Annotated in this window: 10 protein-coding genes; 4 read left to right on the forward strand and 6 right to left on the reverse strand. The window is 68.8% G+C overall.

The features are described 5' to 3' along the window. Positions 1-136: 136 nt before the first annotated feature. The 5 genes from GFJ45_RS04270 to GFJ45_RS04290 form a co-directional block, all read right to left on the reverse strand. Positions 137-865, reverse strand: coding sequence for a FadR/GntR family transcriptional regulator (locus GFJ45_RS04270; protein WP_228386472.1), 729 nt, complete (start codon positions 863-865; stop codon positions 137-139). A 104-nt stretch (positions 866-969) separates the two neighbouring features. Next, complete coding sequence (locus tag GFJ45_RS04275; protein WP_153394504.1) at positions 970-2,133, reverse strand: NAD(P)/FAD-dependent oxidoreductase; 1,164 nt, start codon at positions 2,131-2,133, stop codon at positions 970-972. A 31-nt stretch (positions 2,134-2,164) separates the two neighbouring features. Continuing rightward, positions 2,165-3,697, reverse strand: coding sequence for a tripartite tricarboxylate transporter permease (locus GFJ45_RS04280; RefSeq protein ID WP_153394506.1), 1,533 nt, complete (start codon positions 3,695-3,697; stop codon positions 2,165-2,167). Between the two features lie 37 nt (positions 3,698-3,734). Then, entirely contained in the window at positions 3,735-4,238 is a 504-nt protein-coding gene (locus GFJ45_RS04285; RefSeq protein WP_153394508.1) for a tripartite tricarboxylate transporter TctB family protein, read from the reverse strand. Positions 4,239-4,247: 9 nt separating this feature from the next. Continuing rightward, positions 4,248-5,129, reverse strand: a complete 882-nt coding sequence (locus GFJ45_RS04290; RefSeq protein WP_194288514.1) for a tripartite tricarboxylate transporter substrate-binding protein — start codon at positions 5,127-5,129, stop codon at positions 4,248-4,250. Between the two features lie 358 nt (positions 5,130-5,487). Between GFJ45_RS04290 and GFJ45_RS04295 the strand changes: the two genes are divergently transcribed. The 4 genes from GFJ45_RS04295 to GFJ45_RS04310 all read left to right on the forward strand — a co-directional run bounded on the left by GFJ45_RS04295 (position 5,488) and on the right by GFJ45_RS04310 (position 11,537). Further along, on the forward strand, positions 5,488-6,879 hold the full coding sequence (locus GFJ45_RS04295) for an aldehyde dehydrogenase family protein (protein ID WP_153394512.1): 1,392 nt from the start codon (positions 5,488-5,490) through the stop codon (positions 6,877-6,879). A 23-nt stretch (positions 6,880-6,902) separates the two neighbouring features. Further along, positions 6,903-9,773, forward strand: a complete 2,871-nt coding sequence (locus GFJ45_RS04300) for an FAD-binding and (Fe-S)-binding domain-containing protein (RefSeq protein ID WP_228386473.1) — start codon at positions 6,903-6,905, stop codon at positions 9,771-9,773. A 37-nt stretch (positions 9,774-9,810) separates the two neighbouring features. Further along, positions 9,811-11,247: an NAD(P)/FAD-dependent oxidoreductase gene (locus GFJ45_RS04305; protein WP_228386474.1), complete on the forward strand. Its 1,437-nt coding sequence runs from the start codon at positions 9,811-9,813 to the stop codon at positions 11,245-11,247. A 152-nt stretch (positions 11,248-11,399) separates the two neighbouring features. After that, on the forward strand, positions 11,400-11,537 hold the full coding sequence (locus tag GFJ45_RS04310; RefSeq protein ID WP_153394518.1) for a hypothetical protein: 138 nt from the start codon (positions 11,400-11,402) through the stop codon (positions 11,535-11,537). Positions 11,538-11,546: 9 nt separating this feature from the next. Here GFJ45_RS04310 and GFJ45_RS04315 read toward each other — a convergent pair. Next, a partial coding sequence (locus GFJ45_RS04315) for an ATP-binding protein (protein ID WP_228386475.1) occupies positions 11,547-13,401 on the reverse strand: 1,855 nt, incomplete at its 5' end.

A 13,401-nucleotide genomic window follows, 5' to 3' on the forward strand; every position in this document is an offset into this window, starting at 1 on the left:
CGCGCGCCTGGCTGCCTTGCTGCCCCTGCTCAGCTACGTGCTGCCCGGCCGAGACAGACCGTCCGAGACGTCGCTGGGCTGTCGCGAACGAACCGTCGCCAGGAGCTGCACGCGGGGGACCTCCCCCTCGCTGCCATCACTCGCCGTCGCGGAGAACCGAATAGAACCCTTCGATGTGGTGTCGCATCAGTTCAGCGGCCCCGTCGGCGTCACCGCGAGAAACGGCGTCGAGTATCTGCTGGTGCTCGCGCAGCAGACCCTGGGAGTGCTCGGCCCAGTCCGGGTCGCCCTCGAACGCAGAGTCCATCGGCCGCCGGACCGCCTCTTTGAGGGCGGCCATGAGATCGGCGAGGAGGACGTTCTTGGAGCCCCGGGCCAACTCGACGTGGAACTCAGTGTCGAACTCATGGAAGGTCTTGCGATCGATGTCCGGGCGGGCCATCTCCTCCAGCGCTTCCCGCACCGGACTGAGGTCTACTTCCTGCACCCTCGTGGCGAGGCGACGCACCGATTCCATCTCCAACACCATGCGCACAGTCAGCACGTCCACCACCGAGTAGCTGGACAGCGCCACGTGCAGTCCCAGGAGGTCAGTGAGAGCCCTGTTGGGTTCGGCGGACACGATGAGTCCAGAAGAGGGGCCGGCACCCGGGCGGGTGCGCACGATCTCCATGGCCTGAAGCGTGCGCAGGGCCTCGCGTACCGACGGACGACTGACCTGTAGCAGCTCGCTCAGCTGCCGCTCCCCGGGGAGGCGATCACCGGGGCGGAGCCGCCCAGCGAAGATCTCGTCCTTGAGCCGGCGGACGACGAGCTCGTAGGTCTTAGCCCGGTCGAGGGGCTCAAGCTGCAGCGCCATGGTCATACCATAGGCCATTCTACCCGTGCCGTAGCCAGGCCCGACCGTCTACCAGCAAGGACGGCATCGTGGAGCTGAGACGTTCCTCGGTTGACGCGGTGCCTGGCTCCTCACGGCTCGAAGACTCCGTCCCCGTAGTCCTCCGCCCAGTCCGGCTCGCCGCTCATCATGGCCGCGGCCAGCCGGCCCAGCTCGTCACCCGACTTGGCGCCAGCACCGTTGCCCCCGGTCAGCACGCCGATCCCGGTGTCACCGCGGGTGATGTACGGATGTCCGCCTGGGGGCACGGTGATGATGCAGGTCTGCGGACGCACGTCGACCGCGACCAGGTCTGGGATTACCTCTTGCGCCTTGGCCAGCAGCATCTCGGCGACTGCGGGGTCGCCCTCCCCGGCGCACCACTGCTGCAGAGCAGTCTTCGATGCCAGGACCTCGGTGCGAGGCCCCCCGCCGATCTTGAGATACCACCGCCCGTCGGGGTACTGCATTGGCGGCACCATGTAGTAGCCGTGGCTGGCACCGTGAAGGCGTACTGATGGCATGCCCCGGAGGCTGCGCCGTAGCCCGTCCTCCACCTCAACGTGGATGATGGTGCGCCCGAAGACGGTCAGGTCATGGGCCACCGGGGACCAGGACTCGAACCGACTGTAGGCGCCGACCGCGAGGAGGACATGCTGACCGTGGATCGACCCGCCATCGGCCAGCGTGATGAGGTGGCCCCCACCGTTCGCAGTCCCGAGGTCTTCCATCGGCGCCTCAATGTGCGTGAGTCCGCGCCGCTGTCCGCGCCGGATCTGCGCCGTCACGAAGGCCCGGGGGTCAAAGTATCCCGCCGCTGTCGGCTCCAGCACCCCCACCGAACCGTCGCCAACGTTCAAGTAGCTAAACCGATGCCGTAACTGCGCGCAGCTCAGATGCTCGAATGAGTCGCTGTCCGGGCCGGCCAGCACCTGCTCGAGACTCCTGTGCTGAGCCGCAGCATCCTCGGCCACCACCAGCAGGCTGCCGACGTCAGTAAAGAACGACACACCTGTCGACGACTCGATGTCACGGAACCGGGAGAGCGAACGGCGCCCGAGCTGGGCCCAGACAGGGTCGTTGGACCATTTCCGCGCGACCCGCGAGACGTCCCCGTGGCTGCTGTACCTCCCGTGGGCACCGCCTTCCCCTGCCGCGACGAGGGCCACGTCCTTGCCGCGCTCGGCAAGGTAAGCGGCTGCGGAGGCACCCATGGGGCCTCCCCCGATCACCACATGCTCATAGGACCCGCCCATGGGTTCTGTTGCCGCTGGTTCAGACCTGTCCTTACTTGGAGTCAACGCGGGCCTCCTTCTGCGGTGCTGGCTGGCTCTTGGCGGTGGGATAGATGCGCCGTATCAGTGGGGGCGCCATGACCAGGGCAGCTGCCAGCAGGAGCAGCGCCAGGGAGCCGGGCCGCGTCAGGAAGATCGTCGGGTCACCGTGCGAGATGGACAGACTGCGAGCAAGCCCGGTCTCCATGATCGGCCCGAGGATGAGGCCGAGAATGACCGGGATGACGGGGTATCCGTATCGCTGCATGAGGAAGCCGATCACCCCGAAGATCAGCGTCACCCACACGCTCCACATCCGGTTCGTGAGGGAGTAGGCGCCTGCCAGGCAGAGGAACAGGATGAAGGGGTACATCAAGCCATACGGCACGCGCAGAACGTAGGCGAAGGCAGGCGCAAGGGGCAGGTTCAGGACTAGCAGAATGAGGTTCCCGATCCAGAAGGAGATGATCAGACCCCAGACGATCGTGGGTTGTTGCTCGAGGAGGAGGGGCCCGGGTTGCAGGCCGAACACCAGGAACGCCCCGAGCAGAACTGCCGTGGTCCCCGAGCCCGGGATACCCAAGGTCAACGTCGGCGCGAATGACCCGTTGGTGGCGGCGTTGTTTGCCGACTCCGGCCCGGCGACGCCTTCCACCATCCCCGTGCCGAAGAGGTGCCTGCGGGGCCCGGCAAGGCGCTTCTCGACGTCATAGCTGAAGAAGGAAGCCAACGTTGCGCCGACGCCGGGCAAGATGCCCAGCACGAAGCCGATGGCTGAGCCCCGGAACGCGGGCCGCCAGGTACGCCGCAGCTCGTCCCTGGTGATCATCATGTCCCGCCATCCCGTGGTCATCGGGTTCTCCGCGCCACGGCCCATCTGTCGGAACACTTCCGCGACGGCGATGATGCCGATGATCACCTCGATGTAGCCCAGGCCCCCGAAGAGCTCAACCCTGCCGAAGGTGTACCGGGCCTGACCGGACTGGGCGTCCAGGCCAATCGTGGCGATCAGCACGCCGAAGGCGGCCGCCGCGATTCCCTTCACCAGGGACCCGCCGCCCGTGAAGCCCGCGATGCTCAATAGTCCCAGCACGGCGAGCGCCACTGTCTCCGGCGGGCCGAACTGCAAGGCGACGGCACTCAACATCGGCAAGGCGGCCATCAGCACAATCAGGCTGGTGGTGCCGCCCACGAAGGAAGCGATCGCCGCGGACGCCAACGCCCCGCCGGCCCGTCCTTGCTGCGCCATCGGGTACCCGTCGAACAGCACCACCGCCGAGGAGGAGTCACCTGGCGTCGCAACCAGGACCGTGCTGATCGTCGCCCCGTACTGCGACCCGTAGTAGATGCCCGCCAGCATGATGAGGGCACTGAGCGGATCCAGGGTCAGCGTCAAGGGCAGGAGGAGCGCCACTCCCGTGGCTGAGCCGAGCCCCGGCAGCATCCCGATGATGGTCCCGAGGGTGACTCCCACGAAGCAGTAGAGGATGTTGACCGGGGAGACTGCGGCCTGCAGGCCCGCAAGGATCTCGGTGAGGGTTTCCATGTCACTCCGTCAGGGGAAGAGATGCCGGCGCGCAGCGCTAGGGCAACGGGACCTGCAACAGGGTCTCGAAGATCAGGTAACCGAAGCCGAAGATGGCGCCCGCACACCCCACGGCAAGGAGCAAGCCTCGGCCTTCGAGCACCTTCACGACGAAGAACGTGAGCAACGCGAAGCTCACGGTGAAACCCAGCAGGGGCGCCGTGAGCAGGCACACCAGGAGGCCACACAGGAGGAGGACTCTTCGTAGCCGAGCGTCCATCGGCGGCCGAGGACTCTCGCCGGACTCCTCCTTCCCGGCCGGCTCCTCACGGGTCGCACCACGGCCGGACGTGCGCGCACGGAGCAGAGCCGACAGGCAGACAGCGACTCCGCAGAGCGCCAGCACCGCACCGGCTAGCGCAGGGAGCGTGCCGGCGGCCAGCCGGCCTTCCTCACCGAGATAGCCGTAGCCGCCGGCCTCCCAGGACCAGAGCGCGCCGATGGCAACGAGAACCATGCCACCGACCAGATCAGCACGGTCACTCCTCGAAACCTGCAGCACCCGCAACGCTCACCCGCCGGTGGTCTCGTAGACCTCTTGGTAGCCCTTCTCGACGTCATCGAGATAGGTCAACCATTCGTCTCCCCAGATCTGGTTGGGGGCGACCACGTTGGACTCCACGTACTCCTGGTACGCCTCTGTTTCCGTCCATTCCTTGAGCGCCTCGGTCCAGTACTGCTGTGCACAGTCTGGGATGTCCGGCGGGGCGAGGACTCCACGGAACTGGCTGAAGGCGCCACGAGGCTCATACCCCAGGTCGGCGAGCGAGGGGATTCCCTGGTAGGGCTCGATCTCCAGCGAGTTCTTGGTGTTGGCGACAACGGGGGCGAAGTCGCCGGCCTCCACTTGGCCCTCCACCTCACTCGGGTTGGCCAGGATCCCGTCGATGTCACCGGCAAGGAGCGCCGGGATGGAGCCAGCCGTGCCGTCGAAGGTCACGAACTCCACCGTGATGCCCTCCTTCTCGAGGACGGTCTGCAACGGCATCGCCTCCACGGACTCCGCAGTCGGTTGGGCGATGGCCAGCGGATCACCGGCAGAGTCCGCCTCGCGAGCGGCAGCGAGGAATCCTTCGAAGTCCTGCCAGCCGGCGTCCGCACTGCCGATGAGGAAGATGGTGTCCTCGACCACCATCCCCAGCGGGGTCCAGGAGGTCGCGTCATACGGCAGTTCCTCGTGCTGCAGCGGCAGCGACACCATGGCGTTCTCGGCGCCCAGCAGGAAGTGCGGGTCCCCGGACTGCTCATAGAAGTAGGTGTAGCCGATGGTCCCCGATCCGCCGGGTCGGTTCTCGGTGCTGATGTTCAGGTCTGGGCGGACTTCCTCCAGACCGGCGGCCACGGCGCGTCCGAACAGATCGCTGCCGCCGCCCGGATCGAACGGGACCACCATGGTCACCCCTCGCTCCGGCGACCAGCTGCAGTCGCCCGCCCCCGCGCCCTCAGTGCCCCCTGCACCCCCGGAGGACTCACTAGATCCGCCAGAGCCACACGCAGCAAGCGTCACAGCTCCCACTCCCAGCACTGCTGTGAGACGGGTACGCCGTATGGACGAGGTGGACGCCATCGTTCCTCCTTGGTCTGACCAAACAATTGGAGGCCAACCTACGGCTCAGACCGCGCCGTGGCAACCCCGCAACAGGCCCCGCGCGGCACAGACCCGTGGGAGGGACGCCCGCCCCTCCTTGCGGTTGGATGACCTCCTCCGTACCCTCCTGTCCAAAGAAAGGTCTGACCAAGAAGGACGGGGAATGCACGCCGCCGAGGAGATTCAGAGCCGCAGCCCGCAAGACCCCTCGGATGTGGTCGCTACGGCGGCAGCAGCCGAACCGAGGGCCGTTCACGCGGCAGCGGAGCGAGCACGCCAGGCCCAGCGCGAGTGGTGGCACGCGGGGGCAGCTCAACGCGCCTCCGCGTTGAACCTCCTGGCGGAGAAGCTCCACCAGCGCCGGGACGAAGCCACCAGACTGATGGTGCGGGAGGTGGGGAAGCCGGTCGCCGAGGCAGCGGCCGAGGCAGAGCGCGCGATCAGCATCACCCGCTTCTACGCCCAGGCCGCCTTCGCGCCGGTGGGGGAGCTCATGCCGCCGAGTACCGCGGGCAAGCTGTGGACGGAGCGGCGACCGATTGGAGTTGCGGGTCTGGTCACTCCATGGAACTTTCCGCTGGCCATTCCGCTGTGGAAGGCAGCTCCGGCTCTCGCGATGGGCAATGCGGTCCTGCTCAAGCCCTCCCCCGAGGCCTTCGCCACAGCCCTGTGGTTAGGGCGACTGGCAGCTGAGGTGTTCCCCGACGGCCTGTTCCAGGTGCTGGCCGGAGGTTCCTCGACGGGCGCGGCTGTCGTGGAGGCGGCCGACGTCGTCTCGTTCACCGGTTCGGAGTCGGTAGGGCGTCAGGTGGTGTTGGCTGCCGCCCGCGGGGGGACTCCGGTGCAAGCAGAGATGGGCGGCCAGAACGCTGCGATCGTCCTTCCTGACGCCGACGCGGAGCGCGTGGGTCCGCTGCTAGCGGGCGCGGCCATGGGGTACGCGGGTCAGAAGTGCACCGCTACCCGACGTGTCGTGGTCGTGGGCGGACCGAGACGTGTCGCGCAGGTGAGCGCTGCGCTCGTCTCGGCCGTGGAAGGGCTCGGTGTGGGCGATCCTGCCCTGGACGGCACCTCCGTGGGACCCGTCATCACGCCCCAGTCGCAAGGACGGCTGGCTGAGGGCGCCCGTGCCGTGCGCACCAGCGGTGGCCGTCTCCTCACCGGCGAGGGCCCGACCCCGTCCACAGGCTGGTACGTCGCCCCAGTCGTGGCTGACGGCCTGGAGGCCAGTCACCACCTGGTCCAGGAAGAGCTCTTTGGTCCGTTCACTGCCGTGCTACCTGCCCGCGGCGTGGCCGAGGCAGTTCGCGTGGCCGACAGCGTGCGGTTCGGCCTGGTCACCAGCGTGCACGGCCGCGACGCCGGCCCACTGCTCGAGGTCGTCTCGCAGGTTGGCACCGGCATGGTGAAGGTCAACGCTCCCACCACTGGAGTTGACTTCTACGCTCCGTTCGGCGGGGAGGGTCGCTCTAGCTACGGCCCCCGCGAACAGGGCAGGGCGGCACTTGACTTCTATTCCTCCGTCCGCACCGTCACGTTTGCCCCGCACCCATGAGCACGGCGGCTGACAATGCGTGGGTGCGCTCGCTGCAGGCCACCGTGCGGGGTGAGGTGAGAGATGACGATGGCACCCGAGCGCTGTACGCCACCGACGCCTCGAACCATCGAGTCGTGCCCCGGTGTGTGGTCTTCCCCCGGGACGCAGCGGATGTGCTGGCGGTGGTCGGGACCTGCGCCGAGGATGGCGTTCCCATCACTACTCGGGGAGCGGGCACCAACTGTGCCGGCAACGCCGTAGGCCCTGGCGTCGTCCTCGACCTGAGCAGACACATGACAGGTCCGCCCGCGGTTGACGCCGCCTCCCGCACAGCGACCGTGCAACCGGGTCTGGTGCTCGACCGGCTCCAGGATGCGGCCGCTCCCCATGGCCTGATGTTCGGCGCCGACCCCTCGACCCACAGCCGGTGCACCCTGGGCGGCATGATCGGCACCAACGCGTGCGGCTCCCACTCGGTGGCCTGGGGCACCACCGCCGACAACGTCGAGTCACTCGACGTGGTGACGAGCGACGGGCAGACCGTCACGTTGGGTGGCCCGCATGCCGTTGACACCCCGCTCGCAAAGCGCCTCCTGGAGCTGCGCGAACGCCACCTAGGCACCATCCGGACGGATCTGGGCCAGTTCGGGCGACAGCTCTCGGGTTACGGACTGCACCACCTGACCCCTGAGCACGGCACTCACCTGGCTCGCAGCTTCGTCGGCAGTGAGGGGACGTGCGGGATTGTCACGCGCGCCACGGTGCGCCTCCAGGACCGGCCGCAGCGCCGCGCGCTCGTCGTAGCAGGCTTCGCCGATGAGGTGCATGCCGCGACAGCGGCCCCACGGTTCGTGCCGTTGGGCGTGCTCACCGTCGAGGCGATCGACCGAGAACTGGTGCTGACCGCGGCATCCCGACGTGCGGAGAACCGAGCGGTCCCGCTCCCAGCCGGTGACGCCTGGCTGCTCCTCGAGGTGGGCGCTGACGACGAGGACGGCATCCGCGAAGCCACGACCGCCGCGATGCGCGTGGCCCGGGAGGTCGGTGCCCGGGGCACGCGGGTGCTGTTGGATTCCGCACAGCAGCGGGCCGTCTGGGCCGTTCGCGAGCAAGGCGCCGGGCTCGCCAGCCGCTCACTGGACGGCACGGAGTTCTGGCCAGGCTGGGAAGACGCCGCCGTCCCCCCGGAGCGACTCGGGGAGTACCTGGAACAGTTCCGGCAGCTGATGGCGAGCCATGATCGCCGAGGGATGATCTACGGGCACTTCGGCGAAGGATGCGTCCACGTCCGGATCGATCACGACCTGCTGACACCTGGTGGGCGGGCGTCTTTCCGTCGCTTCCAAGAGGAGGCGGCCGAACTCGTTGCCGCGCACGGCGGCTCGCTCTCCGGCGAGCACGGCGACGGCCGCGCGCGCTCGGAGCTCCTCTCAACACTGTACGGCGCCAAGGTTCTCGAGGCGTTCCGACAGTACAAGGGCGTCTTTGATGCTGAGAACCTGTTCAACCCCGGGGTGCTCGTCGATCCCGACCCGCTCGATTCCCACCTGCGCGCCGCCCACCTGCCGTCGGTCACCAGCAACCTCGGGTTCCTGTACCCCGCTGACGACGGTGACTTCGGCAAGGCCTTGCGTCGCTGCACGGGAGTAGGCGCCTGCCGGAAGACCGCGGGCGGCGGCATGTGCCCGTCCTATCGTGCGACATCGGAGGAGCAGCACAGCACGCGTGGCCGGGCCCGACTGTTGGCTGAGATGGCCGATGGTGAGGTGATCACCGACGGATGGCGCTCCGCCGCGGTCGCCGAGGCGCTGGACCTTTGTCTCTCGTGCAAGGCATGCTCCTCGGAGTGCCCGGTGGGGGTGGACATGGCCACCTACAAGGCAGAGTTTCTGCACCAGCGCTTCCGGGGCCGGGTACGTCCTCGCACGCACTACAGCATGGGATGGCTACCCCTGCTCCTCGCCGCCGCCCGCCTTACGCCACGGATCGGAAACCGAGTCCTCCGCGCGCCAGTCGTGCAGCGCGTCGCCAAACGCCTGGGCGGGATCGATGAGCGCCGCGAGTTGCCGGTCCTGGCCGAACAATCCTTCCGTCGCTGGTTCAGGCGACACAACCGGCAGCAGGACGGCGACCCGGTCATCCTGTGGATCGACTGCTTCACGTCCAGCTTCTCCCCTTCCGCCGCCAGGGCCGCCACGCTGCTTCTTGAGCGTGCCGGCTACCGAGTGCTGCTCGCACCCAGAGGCACGTGCTGCGGCATCACCTGGATATCCACGGGGCAGTTGGACGTCGCGCGCCGCGTCCTGTCCCGGTCAGTGCGCCTACTCGGCACCCTGCCGGAGGTCCCCATCGTGTCCCTTGAGCCGAGCTGCGCGACAGCGGTGCGGCATGACAGCCGCCAGCTCCTGGACGAGCCCGAGGCAGATCGGGTGGCTGGCCGTGTCCGGACTCTGGCCGAGGCACTCGTCGGCCGCGGCCTGCCGTTCTCTCGCGAACCGGTTCGAGCGGTGAACCAGATCCACTGTCACCAACGCGCCACGGTCGGCGCCGCTGCCGACCGGCGACTCGCTGTCGAAGCTCGGATAGAAATGGCGGAAGTCGCTGAAGGCTGCTGTGGGCTCGCCGGTAACTTCGGCTTCGAGCAAGGCCACTACGACGTCTCGGTCGCATGCGCCGAGGAAGCGCTCCTGCCTGCAGCCCGCCAACTGCGACCTGACGACGTGTTCGTCGCCGACGGCTTCTCGTGCCGGCTGCAGAGCGAACAACTTGCCGGCCGGCGTCCCCTCCACCTGGCGGAGGCAATCCTCGACCGGATAGCGCCGACAGAGTTCCGCGAGCAGAGTCGCGGTTCGAATGCCAACCCGCCCTCACCGCCAGACCCGGCTCAGCCTGGTGCCCGAGCAGAACAGTGAGCGCGACGCGTGCCACCGAAGGAAGGCGAGACCCGACGTGAACGCAAACCTGACCGGCAGGCACCGGTCACTCTGGCTGCGCGAGGCGGTCACTGGCCAGCCCCAACCGCCGCTCAGCGGACATCACGGCACAGACGTTGCCATCATCGGTGGCGGATTTGTCGGACTGTGGACAGCGCTGCGCATCAAGCACCTGGACCCGTCCGTGCGCGTCACCATACTGGAGGCCGACATTTGCGGCGGTGGAGCGTCGGGTCGCAACGGCGGACTCGTGCTCTCCTGGTGGCCAAAAATCTGGTCGCTGATGCGACTCTTCGGCGAGCAAGAAGCCGTACGACTTGTCCAATCCACCGAACAGGCCATTACGGAGCTCGAGTCCTTCTGCGATAACCATGCGCCTGAAGCCGAGTTTCGCCGGGCAGGATGGCTCTGGACCGCAACGAGCCCTGCGCATCTCGACTCATGGGAACGAGTTGCTCAGGTCAGTGACAGGCTGGGCACGGGGACGTTCACGCCGATGACCCCCGGCCAGGTCGCAACGAGATCCGGAAGCCCGGTACACCTGGGCGGAGTGCTGGACAGGTCCGCCGCCTCCGTCCATCCCGGCCACCTTGTTCGGGCCATGCGACGAGCAGCACTCGCGATGGGCGTAGAGATCTTCGAGGGTACGCGCGTTCGCCACCTGGCCCGCCGGGGGGCGCCAACCGTCAGGACGCAGGGAGGGGGCAGCGTACGTGCGCAGCGCGTCGTCATCGCGACGAACGCCTGGGCAGCGGGGATGCGCGAGCTTCACACCAGACTCTTCGTGATCTCCAGTGACATGATCGTGACTGAGCCCGTACCTGACCGGCTCGAAGAGATCGGATGGCGCGAGGGCCCCACCGTCACGGACTCACAGACATTGCTCTGCTACTACCGCACCACGAACTCCGGGCGCATCGCCTTCGGCAAAGGCGGATGGACGATAGGACTGGGCGGACGGATCTCGCCTTCCATGGATCGCAACCCCCGCAGGGCGCGCGCTGTCATACGGGACTTCCGCCGATACTATCCCATGCTTCGCGACGTGCCCATTGTGAACGACTGGGCAGGACCGATCGATAGGACACACAACAGCCTCCCCCTGATTAACTGGCTGAATCCCGGTCATACCATCGCTTACGGCGTCGGATGGTCTGGGAACGGAGTTGGGCCCAGCATAATCGGCGGTAAAGTGCTCGCGTCCATGGTACTCGGGCGCGGGGACGAATGGGGAAGATCAGTACTGATCAATGCCCCTACCCGCCACTTCCCCCCGGACCCGATCCGGTTCGTCGGCGCGCACGTGGTGCGTGAGGCACTCATCCGCAAGGAACGTTCAGAGGCACTGGGGATCGAGCCGAGCTGGGTGTCGAAGACCCTGAGCAAGTTGGCACCTGCTGGGCTCGAGGACAAGAACGAGGCGCCACCGCCCGGCGCCCAGCACAGATCGTGACGTGCCCGAACCGCCCGCCGCGACAGGGCAACCACGCCCCTACCGCACCGCCGCTTCATCGTCGCTGGCCAGCTCAGCCATGGCGTCGGTTCACCTAGTACTCGACGGTGGTGGATCACCGACGGTCGACATCGATTGCGCAACCGATAGCGGTGACCTCAGGACTCAGCCTGGGACTGGCCATGGGGTACGGCAGCATGGGGATGGTCGCGTCTGGCGAGGGAGTCCCGCAGCGCCGGCGCGGTCTCCCGACGGCCGCCGTCACCTTCGCCGACGACAGTCACGTCTAGGCTCCCCACTCAACTGGCAGGGCGGAGAGTCACCCGCCTCGCCTCGTCGAGCCCGGCGACGCGTTCGGGGACGCACGTCAGCAGCAGCACCTGGGCGTCGCTGGAGGCCGCCCCGAGGACCCGCACGATGTCGGCGAGCCGCTCGGGGTCCGTGAAGCCCAGCGCGTCGTCCAGCACCACCGGCACCCCCTCGGTCTGGTCGACCAGGCCCGCCACGGCCAGCCGGCACAGCACGCCGAGCTGCTCCTGGGCGCCGCCGGACAGCTGCTCGACGGGGACCCGCACGCCGTCCAGCACCCGGGCGACGATGTGCAGGTCGTCGGCCACCTCCACGGCGAACCTGTCCCCGTAGACCTCCCGGCCGAGGGCCTCGACCGCAGCGGTGTAGGGGCGGGCGTAGGCCTGCTGCGCCGACTCGCGGTGGCGTAGCAGCGTGGCGCGCAGCTGGCGCACCGCCCGGGCACGGCGCGAGACCGAGTCCAGCTCCTGCCGCGCGTGCTCGAGGTCGGCGAGGGCCCGATCCAACTGCTCCTGGCGCCCCTCTCCCAGGACCAGCTCCAGCTGCCCGGCGAGCCGGTCACGCTCACCCCGCACCTCCTGGACGTGCCGATCGTGGCGCTCCAGCTCCTCCCGCGCCTGTTCCAGCTCGCCGGCGGCGTCGCCCGCGCCGGACTCCACGGCGTGGCGGCGGGCCTCGTGCGCCCGCGCGTGCGCCTCCCGGACAGCCGCGCGTGCCTGCTCCAGCGCGGTGTGCAGCAGCTCGTCGTCGCGCTCCCGCCGGGCCTCCGCCAGCTCCGTGCGGCACTCATCGCGCTGGGCAGTGCACTGTTCCAGCAGCGTGCGGGTGCGGGCGACGGCGAGCTCGAGTGAGGAACGTCGCTGCAGGACCTCCTGCAGGGCCGCGTCCGCCTCCTGTCGCGCACGCCGCACGCGCCGCTCCTCGCTCCGCACCGCGCGCACCAGGTCCAGCGCCTGCTGCGGGTCCGGCTCGCCGTCCGTGCCGTGGGCCTCCCCCAGCTCCCGCTCCAGCGCGGCAGCCTCCCGTGCCAGCTCGGCGCGCCGCTCCTGGCCGAGCACGGGGCCCGCGGTCAGCGCGGTGATCCGGCGCTGCAACCGGTCCAGCTCCTCGGTGGCCTGCTGCCGCTCGGCCGCGGCGTCGGCGAGCCGCCCGACCGTGTCGACACCGGCGTCCCGCAGCAGGGCGGCCAGCCGGCCGCGAGCATGCTCCACGCGGGTGGCGCAGGCGCGCTCGCTGTCGCCCGCCCGCAGCACCATCCGCAGCGACCCAGGAACTTCCACCACGGTGTCGGCGTCGAGCACCCGCTCGGCCGGTGTGCCCTCCGTCACCCTGACCTGCTCCCCGGCAACCGTCGCCACCAGCTCGCCGGCCAGCGTCTCCAGCCGCCACCGGGCCGCGGACTCGCGCGCCTGCTCCTCGAGCAGCGCGATCTCCTGCGCGAGGAGGCGGGCCTGCTCGCAGCGCTCTCGGGTCGCCGTGGCCACCGAGGCGAGGCGCTCCCGCGCCACCGCCTGCTGCTCCTGCAGCTGCTCCAGCTCCGCCACGGCCTGCGCGTCGGTGTGCAGCGCCTGCGTCACCGCGTGCCACCGCTGCCGCGCGCGGGCCCGCTCCTCGGTCGCCTCGGCCTGCCCGGCCCGCTCGGTGACGTCCTCCTCGTCGCGGCGGGCACCGTCGGCGGCTGCCCGGGCGGCGGTGAGCTCGCGCTCCTGCTCCCCCAGCCGCTGCTCGGCCTCAGCGAGCTGCTCCGCGGCGCGGGCCGCACGGTCGGCGAGGAGGTCGGCCCGGTCGACCATCGCGGTCTCCGACGGCATCTCGATATAGACCGTCCGGCACTTTCGTCGCAGC

The sequence above is a fragment of the Ornithinicoccus halotolerans genome (assembly GCF_009602535.1).
Taxonomy (GTDB): Bacteria; Actinomycetota; Actinomycetes; order Actinomycetales; family Dermatophilaceae; genus Ornithinicoccus; species Ornithinicoccus halotolerans.